Source organism: Saccharopolyspora erythraea NRRL 2338 (assembly GCF_000062885.1).
Taxonomy (GTDB): Bacteria; Actinomycetota; Actinomycetes; order Mycobacteriales; family Pseudonocardiaceae; genus Saccharopolyspora_D; species Saccharopolyspora_D erythraea.
This window is the reverse complement of the sequence record NC_009142.1, coordinates 6493631-6511915: the sequence shown is the minus strand read 5'-3', so window position 1 is coordinate 6511915 and position 18285 is coordinate 6493631. Positions and strand designations below refer to the sequence as shown.

Below are 18285 nucleotides of genomic sequence, written 5' to 3'. Positions count from 1 at the left end.
CCCGGTCCGGGTGCCTGCGGCGGCTACTGCTTGCGGCGGCCCGGACTCCGGTCCTCTCCGGGCATTGCTCGGCTACTCGGCGTGAACAAGCTGTACCCATAGTCACCCCTGGCCACTGGCGTCGTCCCGGCACGGCATGATGCGGGCATGCGAACCGCCGCAACCAACCAGCCGCCGTCGGAACTGCTGAGCGGGATCTTCCTCGCCAGGAGGCCGACCGGGCCGATCGTGGCCCTGCTGGTCGTGCTGGCCGCCCTGGTCGTCGGTCAGGCCCTGGTCCTGATCCCCTTCGCGATCCTCGGGGGCGACGCGAGTGGACTGCTCGGCGGCCGGATGGGCCTGGACGACCAGCTCGTGATGACCTTCAGCTTCGCGGGTGCCGCGGTGCTGCTCCTGCTCTGGATCCGGTTCAAGGAGCGCAGGCCCGTCGGCAGCGTCGGGTTCCGCCCCGCGACCCGGGTTCCCGCCCGCCTGTTGCTCGGTGCTGGGGTGGCTCTTGCCGCGTTGGTGTTGCCGGTGCTGGTGAATCTCGCATCCGGTCAGTTCACATTGGACGAGCCGGTGTTCCGCGCCGCGCACGCCGGTGGGGTGCTGCTGGCGCTGGCCGGGTTCGCCGTGCAGGGCAGCACGGAGGAGATCGTCAGCCGCGGCTACCTGATGCAGACCGCCTACCGCAGGTGGGGGCTGACCGCCGCCGTCGTGTTCCAGCTCGTCGTGTTCACCGCGCTGCACGGTGCCAACGTCGGCGTCGGCGTGGTGCCGCTGCTCAACCTGGTGCTGATCTCGCTGCTGCTGGCGTTCTGGGCGCTGGCCGAGGGCGGGCTCTGGGGTGTCTGCGCGTTCCACGTGGTGTGGAACTGGGCGCAGGGCAACGTCTTCGGCGTCGAGGTCTCGGGCATGAACCTGGAGACGACGCTGTTGGACACCGAGGGAGCCGCGGGCAGCAGCACGCTGCTCACCGGCGGTGCGTTCGGCATCGAGGGCAGCCTGGTCACCAGCGCGGTGCTCGCCGTCGGCGTCGTGGTCGCGGCACAGGTGTTCCGCCGCCGGCGGCACGACTCCGCCCCGGCGTGAATGCTCACGACAGCGGGAACACCACCGCGCCAGCGGCGACACCGGCCGCGACGACGAGCACCAGCGCGGCGAAGCCACGCCGGACGGCGCGCGCGGGCAGCCGCGCCGTGAGCCGTCCGGCGGCCAGGGCGAAGACGACCGCGGCGCAGCCGAAGGCCGGCACCACCGGGTAGTCGATCTCGACCGCGGTGCGGGCGTGGGCCAACAGGCCGCCCGTCGAGTTGAGGAACACCACGACCAGCGAGGTCGCCACGGCCTGCCGCGTCGACAGGCCCATCAGCAGGCTCATCGCGGGCACGACGACGAACCCGCCGCCCACGCCGAACAACCCGGTGAGCACGCCGACCACCAGCCCCACGGCGGCCGACTTCGGCAGGCAGATCCGCCAGATCACCTCGCCCCGCGGCGTCATGCAGGTGCCCGAGTACTCGTCGCCGTGCCGCAGCATCCGCACGGCGACCACCGCCATCAGCGCGGCGAAGCCGAGCATCAGCCAGCGCTGCGGGAACAGCTCGCCCAGAGCCGTCCCCGCGAACGCTCCCGGAACGCCGACCACGCCGAAGACCGCCGCGATGTGCCACCGCGCCTGCGTCCACCGCTCCCGCGGCAGGAGCCCGGCCAGCGACGACAGCGCGACCACGGCCAGCGAGACGGGGATGGCCGACTCCAGCGGCTGTCCCGCGCCGTAGACCAGCGCGGGCACCGCCAGGATCGACCCGCCCGCGCCGAGCAGGCCAACGCAGAGCCCGATCACCGCGCCGAGCAGCGCGGCCGGGACCAGCGCGGTCAGCGGCCGGCGGCGTTGTCGGCCGTCAGCGCGGCCAGCAGTCCCGGCGCGTCCTGCGCGGGAGTGCGGTTGTAGGGCAGCAGCGACAGCAGCCGGGCCATGCCGCAGGTGTTGGTGAGCGCGGAGAAGGTCAGCCCGCCCCCGATGAAACCGGCGAGCAGCTTCAGCTTCGGGTACCGCAGGCTGCCCAGCACTCCGGCGAGCACGATCGAACCGGCGACCAGGCGGACCTGCCGCTCCATGGCCCACTTTCCGGTCCCGCGTTCCACCGGCGCGCCCTGCTCCTGCCAGCCGCCGACCCCGCCGGAGAGCACCGTGAGCCGCTGGAAGCCGTTGTCCTCCAAGAGGTCGCGGGCCTGTTCGGCGCGGGCGCCGGAGCCGCACACCAGCACGACGGGGTCGGTGTGCGCGGGGCTGATCGAGGAACGCCGCTCGCGCAGCAGGTCCAGCGGCACGTTGTGCGATCCGGGGATGCGCTCGGCCTCGAACTCACCGGGGGTGCGCACGTCGATCAGCCGGGCGCGCGGATCGCTGTCGAGCAGCTCGCGGACGCGGCCGGTGTCCATTGTGGAGGGAAGTGGCACGGCGGTTCCTTTCGTCGGGGTGGATGCGCACTTCGGGGTGGATGCGCACGGCGGGAGGTCATGCGGTGAGCGGCACGCCCGCCTCGCCCGCGGAGTCGAAGGCGTCGTCGACGATGACGACGTGGCGCCCGGCGGCTTCCAGCAGCGACGCCGCGGTGGTCGCGCGGTAGCCGCTGCCGCAGTTCACCCACACGGTGCCCGCGGGAACGTCGCCCATGTGGTCGCGGAGCTCGTGCAACGGCACGTGCACCGCGTCGTCGACGTGGGACTCGCGCCACTCGGTGCCGGTGCGGACGTCCAGGACCACGTCCGGCGCGGGCAGCTCCCCGTCCGCCCCGGACAACGCCCGCGCGAGGTCGGCGAAGCTCGCGGTCCTGGTGCTGCGCAACCGCGCGTCGTCGGTGGCCAGCTCCTCGGGACTTCCGGCGGCCGCGCCGGCGAACCGGTCGATGCCGACGCGGGCGAGTTCGCGCTGCGCCTGCGCCACCTGCTCGGTGCTCTCGCCGAGCAGCGTCACCGGTGCGCCCCAGTCGATCAGCCAGCCCAGCCACGTCGCGAGCTGCCCGTCGAGGCCGAGCGCGACCGTGCCGAGCAGGTGCGAGGCCGCGAAAGCCTTGCGGGAGCGCAGGTCCACGACCCACTCGCCGCGTTCGAGCGCCGCCTCGATGTCGCGCGGGGTCGCCTCGTCCGGCGGCCGCAGGTCCAGCGGCTCCGGCCCGGCCAGGTTCAGCACGCCCATGTGCGCGTAGTAGGCCGGGTAGTCGTCCAGCCCGGAGAGCGTGGTCTCGACGAAGTCCCGCTCGGCGAGGGTCAGAGCGGGGTTGGCGCGCTTCTCGTCGCCGATCGTCGAGGAGTCCGCCCCGGACTGGCTCGCCGGGCAGAAGCTGCCGAAGCCGTGCGTCGGCCAGACGGCGGCGCCGTCGGGCAGCGCGGCGGCGAGCTTGCGCGCCGAGGCGTGCTGGTGGCGCGCGAGCTCGGCGCTGTGGTCTTGGCCGAGCAGGTCGGTGCGCCCGGTCGTGCCGTAGAGCAGGGACCCGCCGGTGAAAACGCCCGCGGGCTTGCCGTCCAGCTCCAGCACGTAGGAGAGGTGGTGGAAGGTGTGCCCCGAAGTCGCGAGCGCGCGGACCCGAAGCCGGTCGGAGGCCGCCAGCACGTCGCCGTCGCGTACCGGCACGTGGCGGAACGGCACCTCGTCCGCGGCGGCGAGACCGTAGTCGGCGCCGGTCAGCCGGGCCAGCTCCAGACCGCCGGAGACGTAGTCGTTGTGGACGTGGGTCTCCAGCACCAGCGTGATCCGCACCCCGAGCCGCCCGGCGGCGGCGATGACGCGGTCCACGTCGCGCTGCGGGTCCACGACCACCGCGGCGTCGCCGTCGGTGGCCAGGTAGCTGCGGTCGCCGAGGGACGAGGTCTCGATGACCTCGACCGCGGGATCACCGGTCGGTCGGTCAGGCGGTTCCATCATCTCCATCTCCCGTACCCGGGGTGTGCGGTGCGGAAGCCGCGGCCGGGTCCGGCCGTTCAGGCGAGGGCGAGGAACAGGCGCTCCAGCTCCCGCTCCGTCATCGGCGGTTCGTCCCCGCTGTCGCGGGCGGCCTGGCAGTGGCGCATGCCGGTGGCCACGATCTTGAAGCCCGCGCGGTCGAGGGCCCGCGAGACGGCGGCGAGTTGGGTGAGCACGTGGGCGCAGTCACCGCCCTCCTCGATGGCCTCGATGACGCCGGCCAGCTGGCCCTGGGCGCGACGCAGCCGCGTGAGCGCGTCGCCGAGGAGTTCGGGTTCCATCTCCATTTCCGTCGCCTCCGGTCGCGACCATACCCACGGGGGTATCACCCGTCCAGGGACCGAGGGACGCGAGCGGACACCGGCGGTGCCTGGACCGGTACGCTCAGCGAATCCGAGGCCGTCAGCGGAAGTCCGAGCCCGCTATCGGAGTCCCAGTCCGTCAGCCGGGGACCCGCCCGCCGGAATCCGCCCCGCGCCGCGGAGCCCCGCCGCCGAGTCGCGCCGCCGGAACCCACCCCGCGCCGCCGGAACCCGCTCCGCGCCGCCGGAACCGGCTCCGCGCCGCCGAGCCGAGCCGCGCCGAGCCGCGACGCCGGGTCGCTGCCCGGGGCGACCCGCCGTCAGAACTTCCGGTTGAGCAGCACCGGCACCGCGCGCCGGGCCTCCTCCACCGCGTCGGGGTCGAGGTCGACCACGGCGACGTCGGGGGCGTCGGCGAGCTGGGCGTGGATCGCGCCCAGCGGCGAGACGACCGTGCTGTAGCCGATGCCGGTCGGCGCCTTGCCGCTGGGCTCGCGGCCGACGCTGCGCGGGTCGGCCTGCCCGCACGCCACCACCCACGACGTCGAGTCCAGCGCGCGGGCGCGCACCAGCAGCTCCCACTGCTCGCGCTTGCCCTCGCCGGAACCCCACGACGCGGCGGTGACGATCACCGACGCACCCTCGTCGGCCAGCCGGGTGTAGAGGCCGGGGAAGCGGACGTCGTAGCAGGTGGCCAGGCCGACCGCGGTGTCGCCGACGCGCACCACCACCGGCTTCTCGCCCGGCGCGACCGTCCGGGACTCCTCGAAGCCGAACGCGTCGAACAGGTGGACCTTGTCGTAGTGGGTGTCGATTCCGGGCCCGGTGACCAGCAGCGTGTTGGTGACCCGGCCGTCGGGCGCCGGGGTGAACATGCCCGCCACCACGGTGATGCCCGCCTCGCCGGCGAGACGCCGCACCTCGGTCGCCCACGGTCCGTCCAGCGGCTCGGCCAGCGGCCCGAGCTTGACCCCGAAACACGCCATGGTCGCCTCCGGGAACACCGCCAGCTCGGCCCCGGCGTCGGCGGCCCGGCGAACGCCGTCGGCCACCAGCTCCAGGTTCGCCCGCGGGTCCGGCGTGGACACGATCTGGCACAGCGCGATCCGCATCGGCGGTTCCACCTCTCCAACCTCGGCTACGATGGTTGTATACCAACAATATGCAAGTACGACACCGGTGACGTGAACCGGTAGGCCGAAGGAGCGTTCGTTGACCTCGGGACGTCAGCTCGCCTACGAGCATCTCAAGGAGACCGTCCTAAGCGATCCCGCGATGCAGGGGCAGTTCGTCAACGAGCAGGCCCTCGCCGACGCGATCGGGGTGTCGCGCACGCCGATCCGGGAGGCCCTGCTGCTCCTGGCGGCCGAGGAGCTGGTGCAGCTCGTGCCCAAGCGCGGCGCCTACATCGCCCCGGTCAGCGGCCGGGAGATCCGGGAGCTGTTCGAGGTCCGCGGCATGATCGAGTGCTACGCGGCGGGGCGCGCCCTCGAGCTCGGCGCGGTCCCGGTCGAGGCGATGCGCGCCGAGCTCGAGCAGCAGCGGGAGCTGCGCGGCGACGACGACGCGCGCAAGTTCATCGACCGCGACAACCGCTTCCACGCCGCGCTGGTGCACGCCGTCGACAACGAGATGCTCGCCAGGAGCTACGACGGCCTGCGGGCGCGGCAGGTCCGGGCAGGGGTCGTCGCGCTGTTCCGCGCCGCCGACCGCCGCGATGCGGTGCTGGCCGAGCACGAGGCGATCCTGGACGCGCTGGCCTCCGGCGACCGCGAGGCCGCCACCAGCGCGATCCGCGCGCACCTCGACGCGACTCAACGGGTCCTGCTCAACGGCTGAGAGTCCCGACGGGCCACGCTCGACGGCTGATCGCTTCAACGAGTCATGCCCGGCTGCCGAGCGCTTGGACGGGCCACGCTCGACGGCTGAGCGCTTCAACGAGTCGGGCCCGGGTGCCGAGCGTCTCGACGGGCCATGCTCGGCTGCTGGGCGTCGGCCTTGCCCATCGCCAGCCCGACCAGGGTCACCGCGCACGCCACCGCCACGTAGCAGGCGGGGGCGACCCAGGTGCCGAAGGTGGCGAACAGGTAGGTCGACAGCAGCGGCGCCAGCGCACCGCCGATCACCCCGGCCAGCGTGTAGGCCAGCGAGCAGCCAGTGTAGCGGTGGGCGGTGCTGAACTGCTCGGAGATGAACGCCGCCTGCGGGCCGTACATCAGCGAGTGCCAGAACAGCCCGACCGTCACGCCCAGCACCATCAGCCCGGCCGAGCCGGTGCCCGCCATCGGGAAGAACACGAACGGCCACACCCCGGCGCCGATCGCGCCGACCGCGTACACCCGGCGCCGTCCCCATCGGTCGGACAGCGCCCCGGCGGCCGGGATCAGCACGAGCTGCGCGGCCGAGCCCGCCATCACGCCGGTCACCGCGAGGCTTTCGGGCATGCCGAGCTGCTTGGTGGCGTAGGTGAGCACGAAGACGGTGAACAGCGCGTAGAGGATGTCCGGGCCGACCCGGGACAGGATGCCCGCCACCAGCGCCCTGGGCTCGTTGGTGAACACCTCGCGCAGCGGGGCGGCCGCCTGCTCGCCCTTGCGCTGGAGCTCGCGGAAGACCGGGGTCTCCTCCAGCTTCACCCGGATCCACAGGCCGAAGACCACCAGCACGGCCGAGAACAGGAACGCGACCCGCCAGCCCCACGACAGGAACTGCTCCCGGGTCAGCAGCGCGGCCAGCGCGGCGAGCACGCCGTTGGCCAGCAGGTTGCCCGCGGGCGGGCCGACCTGGGCGGCCGATGCCCAGAAGCCGCGCCGCCGCTCGCTGCCGAACTCGCTCGACAGCAGCACCGCGCCGCCCCACTCGCCGCCGATGCCGACGCCCTGGGCGAACCGCAGCACGACCAGCAGGACACCGCCGAGCGCGCCGACCTGGCCGTGGGTCGGCAGCAGTCCGATCAGGACGGTCGCGATCCCGGTGAGCATCAGGGTGGTCACCAGCACGTGCTTGCGGCCGAGCTTGTCGCCGAGCCTGCCGAAGACGAACCCGCCGACCGGGCGGGAGACGTAGCCGACGGCGTAGGTGGAGAAGGCGAGCAGGGTGCCGGTCAGCGGGTCGTAGCTGGGGAAGAACAGGTGGCCGAAGACCAGCGCGGAGGCCACCGAGTACGCGGCGAAGTCGTACCACTCCAGCGCGGTGCCGCTGAGGCTGGCGATGAACGCCTTGATCAGGTCTTTGCGGGCCGGCCGTTCACGGCCGGCGGCGAGCGTCTGGGGCATCGGGGGTCCTTCTCGTCACAACCGGGTTCGTCCTCCCGGGCTAGCCGTGGTACGAACTGTATACAACAAGTATGCCGAATGGGAGGGTCCGATGTTTCCGCTTCGTTTCGAGGTCGCGGGCGAGCCGGTCGAGGTGCGGGTGAGCACCCTGCTCAACGCCGGTTACGCGGGCCGCGGCCAGGACGACGTCGCAGCCCACGTCGCCGAGCTCGCCGAGCTGGGCGTGCCCGCGCCGACCCGGACCCCGTGCCTCTACCCTGTCGCGCCCTACCTGGCGATGCAGGTTGACGAGGTCCCGGTGCAGCACGGCCGCACCTCCGGCGAGGCCGAGTGGGCCCTGGTCGTCGCCGGGCCGGACGAGCGCGACGTGCTGCTGACGGTGGCCTGCGACCACACCGACCGCGAGCTGGAGGTGCACGGCGTGGCCTGGAGCAAGCAGGCGGGCCCCGACGTGCTCGGCCGCCGCGCCTGGCGGCTGGCCGACGTGGCCGACCGGGTGGACGAGCTGACCCTCACGGCGTGGGCCGGCGGCGAGCGCATCCAGCGCGGCACCCTCGGCGAGCTGCTCACGCCGCAGTACTGGCTCGGCGAGCTGCGCGAGCGGGGACTGCTGGCGGAGGGCACCGTGCTGCTGTCAGGCACGATCCCGATGGACGTCGGCGTGGACCAGTTCGCCGGCTCCTGGCGCGTCGAGCTCGGCGACCCCGCCACCGGCGACACCCTCGCCTGCGAGTACGCGGTCCGCCGGATGCCCGAACCGGTGGCGTAGCCGCGCTGCCGCGCGGGTCGCCGCGGACCATGACCGGGCGCGCCGGAGCAGTCCCAGTTCGCGGCGACCGCTTCCCGGCGCGCCCGCGGGCCCGCACGCGATCCGGGTCGGCGGTTCGTTCCCGACGGGTCCCGGGCAGCAGCGAGAGCCCGCGCGCCCCGCCTCATCGGTTGCCGCGGCGGAGTGCGAGGCTGACCGGTGAGCGACGAACTGCCGCTCCTCAGGCCCCGACGACGCCGTCGATACCCTCGCGCAGGAAGTCGGCGTGGCCGTTGTGCCGGGCGTACTCGTGGATCACGTGCAGCATCACCAGCCGCAGCGACACGTGCTCGCCCCATCGGGGCGCGTAGGCGGTGACGTCGAGCGAAGCCGCCTCCGCCTCGATGCGGCGGGAGTGCTCGACCTCCGCCTGCCAGGCGCCGAACGCCTCGGCGCGGGTGGACGCGCTCGCGTCGTAGGCCGCCTGGAAGTCGCCGTCGGCCGACCACACCAGCGGTACGTCCTCGCCGTTGATCGTCCGCCGGAACCAGGCGCGCTCGACCTCGGCCATGTGCCGCACGAGCCCGAGCAGCGACAGCGCGGAGGGCGGCATCGACCGGCGGCGCAGGTCGTCGTCGGAGAGGCCGTCGCACTTCATGGCCAGCGTGGCGCGGTGGAAGTCCAGGTAGGCGCGCAGCATCTCGCGCTCGCCGCCGGTGGACGGCGGGGAGATCCGTTCGGTGGCCATGGGGAGCGTCCTTTCGCCGCGACGCCGCAGGGGCGGCGCCGGACGTAGGTTCTAGCAGGCCGAGGCACACGCTGGAGATCGGTTTTCGCGGAGCCGCCGGTGCGGAGATCACACTTCGGTCCGGTCTTATTGAGAAGGACTTGCAGCAGCCTTATGGTCTTTGAGTGCTCAAACGCCGTGGTCTCCTCGTCGCCGTCCCGGTCGCCCTGACGCTGCTGGGCGCGGGCTGCACCGCGCCCACGAGTCCCGGTGCCGCCGGCGACCCGGGCCGGATGCTGCTCGCCGACGGCTTCGAGCCGGAGAGCCTCAACCCGTTGCTCGGCTACGGCCAGGAAGGCGCGGCCAAGTTCTACGACGGGCTGCTCGCCTTCGACGGGGGCAGCGCCCTGCGCCCGGCCCTGGCCGCCGAGGCCCCGCAGCCGAGCCCGGACGCCCGGAGCTGGACGGTCCGCCTGCGCGAGGGCGTGACCTTCCACGACGGCACGCCCTTCGACGCCGAAGACGTGGTCGCCACCTACCGGGCCGCCGTCGGCCCCGCCTACGCGTCCACCGTCTCCTCGGACTTCTCGATGCTCGGTGACGTGCGGGCGCTCGACCCGCGCACCGTGCGCTTCGACCTGAAGATCCCCTACGCGGCATGGCCGTCGAAGCTGGTGCTGGGCATCGTGCCCGCCGAGAAGCTAGCCCGGCCCGCGCCGCTGGAGAACTCCGAGCTCAACACCAGGCCCGTCGGCACCGGGCCCTACCGGCTCGTCGAGTGGCGGCAGGGCGACCAGATGACCTGGGAGGCCAACCCGGCGTACTGGGGCGGTGCCCCGGCGGTTGGGAAGGTGACCGTCGTCTTCGCCGAGGACGACAACACCCGCGCGCAGCGGCTGCGCTCCGGTGAGTTCGACGGCACGGTCCTGCCCCCGGTGCTGGCGCAGAGCGTCGGCGTCGACGGCTACGAGACCGTGCACCACCGCACCGCCGACTTCCGCACCATCGCGCTGCCCAACGAGCACCCGGTCACCGGCGACCGCGCGGTGCGCCTGGCGCTGAACCACGCGGTGAACCGCGAGGGCATGATCCGGGCGCTGCTGGGCGGGCACGGCACGCCCGCCCACGCGCCGATCCCGGAGTCGATGCCGCGGTTCCACGAGCCGGCGGCCCGGTTCGGCTTCGACCAGCAGCGGGCGCGCGCCATACTCGACGCCGCCGGCTGGGTCCCCGGCCCCGACGGCGTGCGCAGCCGCGGCGGTCAGCGCGCGGCCTTCACCGTCATGTACTTCGCCGACGACAGCCTCCGCAAGGACCTCGCGCTGGCCTTCGCCTCCGATGCCAGGGCCGTCGGCATCGAGGTGACCCCGGCGGGTGTCGACCGCTCCGCGGTCGCCGGGCGGCTGGCCACCGACGGGATCGTGCTCGGCGGCGGCAACCCGATCGACCCGGACCCGCAGATGTACTCGGCGCTGCACTCGTCGGTCATCGGCACCGGGACCTACAACAACCCGGGCCACTACCGCAACGCCGAGGTCGACGCCGCGCTCGACGGCGGCAGGCAGGCCACCGACCCCGCCCGCCGGGCCGAGTTCTACAAGGCCGCGCAGCGCGCCTACGCCGCCGACCCGGGCCTGGTGTACCTGGCGTTCATCGACCACAGCTACGTGATGCGCGCCGGTCGCTGGGACGGCTACCGGCCGCCCGTGGAACCGCACACCCACGGCACCACGTGGGGCCCGTGGTGGAACCTCGAAACGTGGAAGCCGCGGCCTTGAGCGCGCGCTCCAGGGGCGCGGCGGCAGGGCGGCTGGTGCTGCGGCGCATCGGCTTCGCGGTGCCGGTGCTGGTGGTCGTCGCGTTCGGCGTCTTCCTGCTCGCCGCGGCGTCGCCGTTCGACCCGGTCCACCAGTACTACGGCGTGCAGATCTACAACGCCTCGGCCGCCGACGTAGCCCGCGTCCGTGCCGAGCTGGGGCTCGACGAGCCGGTGCTGGCCCAGTTCTGGAATTGGGCGAGCGGGCTGCTCAGCGGCGACCTGGGCGTTTCGCGGTCGATGCGCCAGCCCGTCGCGCAGGTCGTCGCGGAGCGGCTGCCGTGGACCATGCTGCTCGCGGCCACCGGGCTGGTGCTGGCGGTGCTGATCGCCCTCGTCCTCGGCACCGTCGCGGCCTGGCGGCAGGGCGGCTGGGCCGACCGCCTGGTCACCGCGGTCGGCCACGCGCTGGAGGGCGTCCCGCCGTTCGTGCTCGCGCTGCTGGCCATCGCGGTCTTCGCGCTGGGACTCGGCTGGCTGCCGGTGGCCGGGCTGACCGACGCCGGGCAGGACCCGACCTTCGGCCAGGTCGCCGAGCACCTGGCGCTGCCCGCGCTGGTGCTGGGCGTCTCGCAGTCGCCGTGGCTGGTGCTGCACGTGCGCCAGTCGATGCTCGCGGCGCTGTCCGAGGACCACGTGACCGGGGCGCGGGCTCGCGGGCTGGCCGAACGGGTCGTGGTGCTGCGGCACGCGCTGCCGACGGCGCTGCTGCCGTTCGTGACGTTGATCGGAGCGCGGGTGCCGGAACTGGTGACCGGCGCGGTGCTGGTCGAGGAGGTCTTCTCCTGGCCGGGGCTGGCGGCGGCGGTCGTCACCGCGGCGACCGCCGTGGACTACCCGCTGCTGGCGGTGGTCACGCTGGTGGCCACCGCCGCCGTGCTGCTGGGGTCGCTGCTGGCCGACGTCGCCGCGCTGCTGCTGGACCCGAGGGTGGCCGCCGATGGCTGACACGACCCCGACGGCTGACAGGGCTGACACGACGCTGTCATCCGCCGATCCCGGTGTGTGGCGCGGCGCCGCCCGCAGGCGGGCGGGGGCTCCGCGCGGCCGCGCGGCCGGGGCCCGCGCCCGGGCACGGCTCTGGGGCTCGCTCGCCGTCCTCGGCGCGCTGGTCCTGGCCGCGGTCGTGGTGCCCGCGGTGTTCGGCGGCGGCGACCTCGTCCGCTACGACTCGGTCCGCCTCGCCCCGGGCCCGGCGCACCCGTTCGGCACCGACTCCGCGGGCCGGGACCTTTTCGTGCAGTCGCTGGCGGGACTGCGGGTTTCGCTGCTGGTGGCCGGAACCAGCGCGCTGGTGTCCACTGTGCTCGGTTCGCTGGTCGGTGCGGTGGCCGGTGCGCTCGGAGGCTGGAGCGACCGGCTGCTGATGCGCGCGGTCGACACCGTCAACTCGGTGCCGCACCTGCTGCTCGGCATCGTGATCGTCGCGCTGTACCGGGGAAGCCTGCTCGCGGTGGTGCTCTCGATCGCGCTCACGCACTGGACGACCGTGGCCCGCGTCGTGCGCTCCGAGGTGCTGTCGCTGCGGCAGCGCCCGTTCGTCGACGCCGCGATCGCGGGCGGTTCGTCGCGGATGCGCGTGCTGCGGCGGCACCTGCTGCCCGCGATCGTGCCGCAGGCGGCGCTGTCGGCCGTCCTGCTGGTGCCGCACGCGGTCTGGCACGAGACGTCGCTGAGCTTCCTCGGCCTCGGCCTGCCGCCGCACCTGGCCAGCATCGGCAACATCCTCGGCGACGGCCGGGAGGCGGTGCTGCTCGGCGCCTGGTGGATCGTGCTGTTCCCCTCGCTGCTGCTGGTGGTCACCACGCTGGCGGTGTCGGGGCCGGCCGGGGTGTGGCGCGACCGGGTCGTGCCGCGACGCAGATCGGAGCTGGCGCTGTGAGCGAGGACCTGCTGGAGCTGGACCGGCTTTCGGTGCGCTTCCTGCTCGGCCGGCGGCGCGGCGAGGTGCGGGCGGTCACCGACGCATCGCTGCGGCTGCGCCGCGGGCGCGTGCTGGCGCTGGTGGGGGAGTCGGGCTGCGGCAAGTCCGTGCTCGCCTCGGCGCTGCTCGGGCTGCTCCCGGCCAACGCGCAGGTGCGCGGGCGCGCGGTGCTCGACGGCGAGGTGGAGCTGCTCGGCGCGTCCGAACGAGTCCTGGCCGAACGGGTTCGCGGCAGGCTCGTCGGCCTGGTGCCGCAGTCGGCGAGCACACACCTCACGCCGGTGCGCACCGCCCGCGGCCAGCTGCTGGAGACCGTCAACGCGTTGCGCCCGGGCAGCGGACCGGAGCTGGTCGGCGAGCTCGCCGAGCGCGTGGGCCTGCGTCCCGGCGACCTGGACCACTACCCGCACGAGCTCTCCGGCGGGATGGCCCAGCGCGTGGCGGTGGCGATGGCGTTGGCCGGCGACCCGCCGCTGGTCCTGGCCGACGAACCGACCACCGGGCTGGACCGGCCGCTGGTGCACCGCACCGTCGACCTGCTCGCAGAGACCGCCGCCGACGACCGCGCGGTGCTGCTGATCACCCACGACCTGGCCGCCGCCCGCCGCGTCGCCACCGACGTGGCGGTGATGTACGCGAGCCGGATCGTGGAGGCCGGTCCCGCAGGCGAGGTCTTCGAAGACCCCTGGCACCCCTACACCGCGGGGCTGCTCGCGGCGCTGCCGGAGGGCGGTTTCGAGCCCATCCCGGGCCATCCGCCCGCGCTGACCGAACTGGAACGCATCGAACGGGAGTGGGGTTGCGTGTTCTGCCAACGCTGTCCTGACCGGCCCGGATCCGCCCCCTGCAACGGGAGTCCGGAACTCGTCGCCCACGGCGGGCGCTGGATCGCCGCGCACGTCCCGTGCTGAGCGGTACCGGCCTCGTCGCGGGCTACCGCAAGGGAATCGCGGTCCTCGACGGGGTGGACGTCGAGGTGCCGCGCGGCACCGTGACCGGACTGGCGGGCCCCAGCGGCTGCGGGAAGTCCACATTGGCCAGAGTGCTCGCGCTGCTCCGGCGGCCGTGGTCCGGACAGGTCACTGTGGACGGTGAAGCGGCCACCGGGTTCCGGCACGCCACCTCGCGCGCGCAACGCGCCGCGATCGGCGTGGTCTTCCAGCAGCCGCGTCCCGCCGTGGACCCGCGCTTCACCCTCCGCCAGGTCGTGGCCGAGCCGCTGCACGCCACCGGCCGGACCGGCGAAGCCCCCAGGAGGGTCGGCGAGCTGGCCGAGCAGGTCGGCCTGACCGGCGAGCTGCTGGACCGCAGGCCGCACGAGGTCAGCGACGGGCAGCTCCAGCGCGCGTGCCTGGCCCGCGCTCTCGCGCTGCGCCCGCGCTACCTGATCTGCGACGAGATGACCGCGATGCTCGACGCCTCCACGACCGCGGCGCTGGTCCGCGTCGTCGGCGAGCGCGTCGCCGAGGACGGCACCGGCGTGCTGGCCATCAGCCACGACGAGCCGCTGCTGGAGCGCTGGGCCGCCACCACGTTGCGGCTCGTCGATATGACTGCGGCCTGATCGATGTGACAGGCTGTAGGCGCACCCCGACCGACGAGCAGGGAGACAGACGTGAGCGAGGGCGGCGAAGGCACCACGTTCATGCAGTGGCGTGAGCGCGCTCAGACCGAGGTCCGCGAGGACCGGCCGCAACTGCGCGCGGTGATGATCACGGCGGCCGTCGTCGTGGTCGCGGGCATCGTGGTGGGAGCCTTGATCCTGCTGATGTCGTGACGCGGCCGGGCGCCGCCCGCCCCGCTCAGCCGTCCCCCAGCGGGGTGATGAGCACCCGGGCGATGCGGCGCCCGTCCAGCTCCCGGACGGTGAACCGGTGGCCGAGCGCCTCGACGGCGTCGCCCTCGGCGGGCATCCGCCCCAGCTCGGCCATGACGAAGCCGGCGAGGGTGTCGAACGGGCCATCGGGCAGCGATATCCCGGTGTGCTCCTCGACCTCGCTGCGGTGCAGCATGCCGTCCAGCTCGTAGCTGCCCTCCGGTGAGGGCCGCACCGGCGCCACGCCGGTGTCGTACTCGTCCCAGATCTCGCCGACGACCTCCTCGACCAGGTCCTCCACGGTGACGATGCCCGCCGTGCCGCCGTACTCGTCGACGACCACGGCGAGGTGCCCACCGCGCCTGCGCATCACCGTCAGCGCCGAGAGAACCGGCTTGCTGCCGGGCAGCGAGGTGACCGGACGCGCGAGGTCCCCGATCGTCCGGGCGCCGGAGCGGTTGTCGTGGGTCGTGGTCAGCAGGTCGCGGACGTGGAGGAAGCCGACCACGTCGTCGGCGGTGTCCCGGATGACCGGGTAGCGCGAGTGCGGCTGGTCGCGGACCTTGGCCACCGCGTCGGCCAGCGACATCGTCCGGTCCAGGAAGTCGACCTCGGTGCGCGGGATCATCACCTCGCTGAGCACGCGGTCGCCCGCCTCGAACGCGTCGGTGAGCAGCTTGCGCTCCTCGACGGTGAGCTGCTCGTTGGTGCGCACCATGTCGCGCAGCTCCTCCTGGGTGACCTTGTCCGCGTCGGACCTGGGGTCGATGCCCACCAGGCGCACCACCGCGTTGGTCGACCTCGACAGCAGCCAGATGAGCGGGCGGCACAGCGTGGCCAGCCGGTCGAGGACCCCCGCGGTCAACAGCGCGACCTGCTCGGTGCGCTGCAACGCCAGCCGCTTCGGGGCCAGCTCGCCCAGCACCAGCGACAGGTACGAGACGAACAGCGTCACCAGCACCAGCGCGACCGTCGCAGCCAGCGCCGCGGGCAGGCCCCAGCCCTCCAGCGCGGGCGACAGGCGCACCGCGATCGTCGCGCCCCCGTAGCTGGAGGCGAAGAACCCGGCGAAGGTCACACCGATCTGCACCGCGGAGAGGAAGCGGTTGGAGTCGGCCCGCAGCTTCGCGACCCGGGCGCCGCGCCGTCCGGCACCCTCCAGCCTGCGGACCTGGCCCTCGCGCAGCGACACCAGCGCGATCTCCGCGGCGGCGAAGTACCCGCCGAGCAGCACGAACAGCAGGACCAGACCGATGTTCAGCACCACACTGTCCACCTGCGGATTCTCACACCGGACGGCGGTGCCGGGCGCGCCGGGACACCGACCCGGTGTTCGGACCGCGGCTCGCGGCGGGACGAGCCGCGGTCACCGGCACCCAGCCCGCGGCCGGCCGGTCCCGGGCCGCTAGGCGGCCCGGGACCGACCGGTGCGCGGTGCGATCAGAGCCAGTCAGCGAGTAGACCGACCGGCAGGGGCGTCAGCGCGAGCCCGAGCGGAGCTCGGCCAGATACATCGCGCCGACGACGAGCGCGCCACCGATGACGATCCGAGTGGTCAGTTCGTCGTGGTCGAACACGACTCCGAAGATGCAGGCGAAGACCGGTTCCAGGGTGAGCACCACCGCTGCCTGGGGCAGCGAGAGCCTGGCCTGCGCCCAGGTCTGGATCACGTAGGCCGCCGCGGTGGCGATCACCGCCGTGCCGACGAGCGCGAGCCAGAATCCCCCATCGCTCGGTAGGTCGATGCCATCCCACCAACCGAACGCGAAGCATATGCACGCTGCGACAGCGAGTTGCACGACGGTGAGCGCGTGCGCGTCGTGCCCTGGGGACCACACGCCGAGCCCGACGATGTGCAGCGCGAGGAACACCGCGCACACCAATGTGAGTAGTTCTCCTGGCCCGACTGCGAACTCATGGACGGTCATCAAACCCAGGCCCGCCACCGCGATGGCCACAGCCGTCCACGTGACTTTCCCGATCCGCTGACGCAGTACCAGTCCGGCGATCACAGGAGTGAAGACCACCAACATGCCGGTGATGAACCCGGACAAGGAAGCCGACGTGTGCTCCAGGCCGAACGTCTGCGCGATGTAGGCGACCCCGAGAGCCATTCCGAGCAGGATTCCCCGCTTCACTCCGGCCCGGCTCAACGTCGTCACCCGGCTCGGACGTAGTGCCGCGAGTGCGGCGGTGGCGATGAGGAATCGCATGGCCAGAAAATCCATCGTCGGCGCCTGGCTCACCGCGTCTTTGACCACCACGAAGGTCCCGCCCCAGACCGCGGTGACCGCCACCAGCGAGAACAGCGGCAGCAGTGTTCGCACACCTACGACGCGTTCGCCGGTCGATGTATCGGAGGCAGCCCTTCCGCCATCAGGAGTGCGCTCGCCGGCGCCGGATTCCAGCGTGCTCATCCCGCGGACCGCAGTGACGGGTGCGGACCGATCTGGACCTGGCCGTAACCTCGCTCGCCGAGTTCAGCTTCGGGTCGCTTCCATTCACCGCGCACGAGGATGCGCTTCAACCAGCGGTCCGTACCGTCATAACGCGCCTGGAACGGCCGTCTGGCATGGGCGGCGACGTCGTTGTCGACCACCACGATGTCACCTGGCTGACCCGCGACGGTCATCCCTGCCTGGTCGAGCGACTCGCTCAACCGTCGCCAGGCAGCGCAGAGTTCCGGGGCGTCCTCAGGCAGCCGGGTGTAGGGCGGGTCGAACCGCATGCACAGCCCGTCCTCGGTCTGCCAGAGCGTCGTCATCTTGCCCTCGTCACCCTGGCCTTCGGACCAGCTTCCGGCGTAGCTGTCGTCGGGTTCGATGAGTACGGGCGTCGTGCTGAGCAGCGCGATGTCGGCCTCCGACAGGTCCGCCCGGCGGACGCTGGCGATGTCGGTGCCGATGTCGTCGGGGTTGCGCACGCAGGCCAGCAGCAGAAGCTCCGGACGGTCCGGGTGGTAAGAGTCCTCGGTGTGCCACTCGAGGCGAACGGTGCTGCTCCCACCGACTTGCATGGTCTCCTGTCCTTGGGTGGGGACGATGTTGTGGACGAGCCTTCCGTCTTGCTGGGACTTCCAGCCAAACGGTTTCCCGAAAACACTAGCGATCAGGGCGAACGCGAGGTCGAACTCGCGGGTGCGCTCATGGTCGGCCGACTTCCACGACGACGGCGTCGGACCGGGGTCGGGGAATTCCGAAAGAATTCCCTTCAGCACGCGGTAACCACTGTCCGACCTCGGCGATCTCGCCACCTCGCTCAGTGCGGCGACGAGCGACTGCGGAACCAGAGCAGCGTGCAGGTGCAGCGTATCGGCGGTCGCGCCAGCCACCGCCAGCGCGGAAGCCGTTTCGAGAAGCAAATGCCTTGTCTCCTCGTCGGCCGAGCGCTGGTTTTCGGTGGTTGGAGTTCGCATGATACCGGCCCTCTCGGAATCGCCCAGCGCGATCCGTTGTCGATATGGCCCGTATATCGTTCAGTTCCCGGCAGGGTTCCAGGAAGGGGAATAGGTGCAGCGAGACGCGATTTAAGGGCAGTTCGACCGGTGCCGACGCGGCAACACTCTATTGAGCTTCGCGTCGAGGATGACGGCGCGATCACGATGCCCGAAAGGCATATCGCAGGCCGAAGCAGCGCGGCCGGCCGCGCCTCGCCCACAGGTGCCGGCCTGCCGGTCCACGGCCCTGAGCACCTGACCGCGGTCGCCGCTGAACTCAACGACCGTCCAC

Annotated in this window: 19 protein-coding genes; 9 read left to right on the top strand and 10 right to left on the bottom strand. The window is 72.7% G+C overall.

The window, feature by feature from the left end:
* Positions 1-147 precede the first annotated feature (147 nt).
* The gene (locus SACE_RS27790; protein WP_009943202.1) at positions 148-1074 is read left to right on the top strand and encodes a CPBP family intramembrane glutamic endopeptidase; all 927 of its coding nucleotides are present in this window, start codon (positions 148-150) and stop codon (positions 1072-1074) included.
* Positions 1075-1078: 4 nt separating this feature from the next.
* Here the strand turns inward: SACE_RS27790 and SACE_RS27785 are convergent, their stop codons facing one another.
* From SACE_RS27785 to SACE_RS27765, 5 genes are all read right to left on the bottom strand, one after another.
* On the bottom strand, positions 1079-1840 hold the full coding sequence (locus SACE_RS27785; RefSeq protein ID WP_308196737.1) for a sulfite exporter TauE/SafE family protein: 762 nt from the start codon (positions 1838-1840) through the stop codon (positions 1079-1081).
* A gap of 20 nt (positions 1841-1860) precedes the next feature.
* Positions 1861-2427 carry a rhodanese-like domain-containing protein gene (locus SACE_RS27780; RefSeq protein ID WP_009943205.1) on the bottom strand — a complete coding sequence of 189 codons (567 nt, stop codon included), beginning with the start codon at positions 2425-2427 and terminating at the stop codon, positions 1861-1863.
* A gap of 76 nt (positions 2428-2503) precedes the next feature.
* The gene (locus tag SACE_RS27775) at positions 2504-3910 is read right to left on the bottom strand and encodes an MBL fold metallo-hydrolase (protein WP_011874842.1); all 1407 of its coding nucleotides are present in this window, start codon (positions 3908-3910) and stop codon (positions 2504-2506) included.
* 56 nt (positions 3911-3966) lie between these two features.
* Positions 3967-4236 (bottom strand): metal-sensitive transcriptional regulator, encoded by a 270-nt coding sequence (locus SACE_RS27770; RefSeq protein WP_009943207.1) that lies wholly within the window; start codon positions 4234-4236, stop codon positions 3967-3969.
* Positions 4237-4571: 335 nt separating this feature from the next.
* Positions 4572-5363, bottom strand: coding sequence for a carbon-nitrogen hydrolase family protein (locus tag SACE_RS27765; protein ID WP_011874840.1), 792 nt, complete (start codon positions 5361-5363; stop codon positions 4572-4574).
* Between the two features lie 100 nt (positions 5364-5463).
* On the opposite strand from SACE_RS27765, the gene SACE_RS27760 reads away from it, so the two are divergent.
* Positions 5464-6090 carry a GntR family transcriptional regulator gene (locus SACE_RS27760; RefSeq protein ID WP_011874839.1) on the top strand — a complete coding sequence of 209 codons (627 nt, stop codon included), beginning with the start codon at positions 5464-5466 and terminating at the stop codon, positions 6088-6090.
* Between the two features lie 95 nt (positions 6091-6185).
* Here SACE_RS27760 and SACE_RS27755 read toward each other — a convergent pair whose 3' ends face one another.
* Positions 6186-7526, bottom strand: coding sequence for an MFS transporter (locus tag SACE_RS27755; protein WP_009943212.1), 1341 nt, complete (start codon positions 7524-7526; stop codon positions 6186-6188).
* A 91-nt stretch (positions 7527-7617) separates the two neighbouring features.
* Here SACE_RS27755 and SACE_RS27750 point away from each other — a divergent pair, with 91 nt between their 5' ends.
* Positions 7618-8295: a DUF2848 domain-containing protein gene (locus SACE_RS27750; RefSeq protein ID WP_009943213.1), complete on the top strand. Its 678-nt coding sequence runs from the start codon at positions 7618-7620 to the stop codon at positions 8293-8295.
* Between the two features lie 220 nt (positions 8296-8515).
* Here the strand turns inward: SACE_RS27750 and SACE_RS27745 are convergent, their stop codons facing one another.
* Positions 8516-9022, bottom strand: coding sequence for a DinB family protein (locus SACE_RS27745; protein ID WP_009943214.1), 507 nt, complete (start codon positions 9020-9022; stop codon positions 8516-8518).
* 164 nt (positions 9023-9186) lie between these two features.
* Here SACE_RS27745 and SACE_RS27740 point away from each other — a divergent pair, with 164 nt between their 5' ends.
* From SACE_RS27740 to SACE_RS38475, 6 genes are read left to right on the top strand one after another with little or no spacing between them, the layout of a single operon-like run.
* The gene (locus SACE_RS27740) at positions 9187-10779 is read left to right on the top strand and encodes an ABC transporter substrate-binding protein (protein ID WP_009943215.1); all 1593 of its coding nucleotides are present in this window, start codon (positions 9187-9189) and stop codon (positions 10777-10779) included.
* Positions 10776-11765, top strand: a complete 990-nt coding sequence (locus SACE_RS27735; protein WP_011874838.1) for an ABC transporter permease — start codon at positions 10776-10778, stop codon at positions 11763-11765. The genes SACE_RS27740 and SACE_RS27735 overlap by 4 nt, the downstream gene beginning before the upstream one ends.
* Positions 11758-12699, top strand: a complete 942-nt coding sequence (locus SACE_RS27730) for an ABC transporter permease (protein WP_011874837.1) — start codon at positions 11758-11760, stop codon at positions 12697-12699. The genes SACE_RS27735 and SACE_RS27730 overlap by 8 nt, the downstream gene beginning before the upstream one ends.
* Positions 12696-13652, top strand: coding sequence for an ABC transporter ATP-binding protein (locus SACE_RS27725; RefSeq protein ID WP_009943219.1), 957 nt, complete (start codon positions 12696-12698; stop codon positions 13650-13652). Before SACE_RS27730 ends, SACE_RS27725 begins: the two co-directional genes overlap by 4 nt.
* Positions 13646-14305: an ABC transporter ATP-binding protein gene (locus SACE_RS27720; RefSeq protein WP_009943220.1), complete on the top strand. Its 660-nt coding sequence runs from the start codon at positions 13646-13648 to the stop codon at positions 14303-14305. The genes SACE_RS27725 and SACE_RS27720 overlap by 7 nt, the downstream gene beginning before the upstream one ends.
* 51 nt (positions 14306-14356) lie before the next feature.
* Complete coding sequence (locus SACE_RS38475; protein ID WP_009943221.1) at positions 14357-14518, top strand: hypothetical protein; 162 nt, start codon at positions 14357-14359, stop codon at positions 14516-14518.
* Between the two features lie 25 nt (positions 14519-14543).
* Here SACE_RS38475 and SACE_RS27715 read toward each other — a convergent pair whose 3' ends face one another.
* From SACE_RS27715 to SACE_RS27705, 3 genes are all read right to left on the bottom strand, one after another.
* Positions 14544-15833, bottom strand: coding sequence for a hemolysin family protein (locus tag SACE_RS27715; protein ID WP_009943222.1), 1290 nt, complete (start codon positions 15831-15833; stop codon positions 14544-14546).
* Between the two features lie 202 nt (positions 15834-16035).
* Complete coding sequence (locus SACE_RS27710; protein ID WP_231849811.1) at positions 16036-16974, bottom strand: DMT family transporter; 939 nt, start codon at positions 16972-16974, stop codon at positions 16036-16038.
* Entirely contained in the window at positions 16971-17972 is a 1002-nt protein-coding gene (locus SACE_RS27705) for a TauD/TfdA family dioxygenase (protein ID WP_081468239.1), read from the bottom strand. Before SACE_RS27705 ends, SACE_RS27710 begins: the two co-directional genes overlap by 4 nt.
* Between the last annotated feature and the right edge of the window lie 313 nt (positions 17973-18285).

Coding starts and splice junctions, on each gene's coding strand:
- SACE_RS27790 (WP_009943202.1), top strand. CDS start 148: ATGCGAACCGCCGCAACCAACCAGCCGCCGTCGGAACTGCTGAGCGGG.
- SACE_RS27780 (WP_009943205.1), bottom strand. CDS start 2,427: ATGGACACCGGCCGCGTCCGCGAGCTGCTCGACAGCGATCCGCGCGCC.
- SACE_RS27775 (WP_011874842.1), bottom strand. CDS start 3,910: ATGATGGAACCGCCTGACCGACCGACCGGTGATCCCGCGGTCGAGGTC.
- SACE_RS27770 (WP_009943207.1), bottom strand. CDS start 4,236: ATGGAGATGGAACCCGAACTCCTCGGCGACGCGCTCACGCGGCTGCGT.
- SACE_RS27765 (WP_011874840.1), bottom strand. CDS start 5,363: ATGCGGATCGCGCTGTGCCAGATCGTGTCCACGCCGGACCCGCGGGCG.
- SACE_RS27755 (WP_009943212.1), bottom strand. CDS start 7,526: ATGCCCCAGACGCTCGCCGCCGGCCGTGAACGGCCGGCCCGCAAAGAC.
- SACE_RS27750 (WP_009943213.1), top strand. CDS start 7,618: ATGTTTCCGCTTCGTTTCGAGGTCGCGGGCGAGCCGGTCGAGGTGCGG.
- SACE_RS27745 (WP_009943214.1), bottom strand. CDS start 9,022: ATGGCCACCGAACGGATCTCCCCGCCGTCCACCGGCGGCGAGCGCGAG.
- SACE_RS27730 (WP_011874837.1), top strand. CDS start 11,758: ATGGCTGACACGACCCCGACGGCTGACAGGGCTGACACGACGCTGTCA.
- SACE_RS27710 (WP_231849811.1), bottom strand. CDS start 16,974: ATGAGCACGCTGGAATCCGGCGCCGGCGAGCGCACTCCTGATGGCGGA.
- SACE_RS27705 (WP_081468239.1), bottom strand. CDS start 17,972: ATGCGAACTCCAACCACCGAAAACCAGCGCTCGGCCGACGAGGAGACA.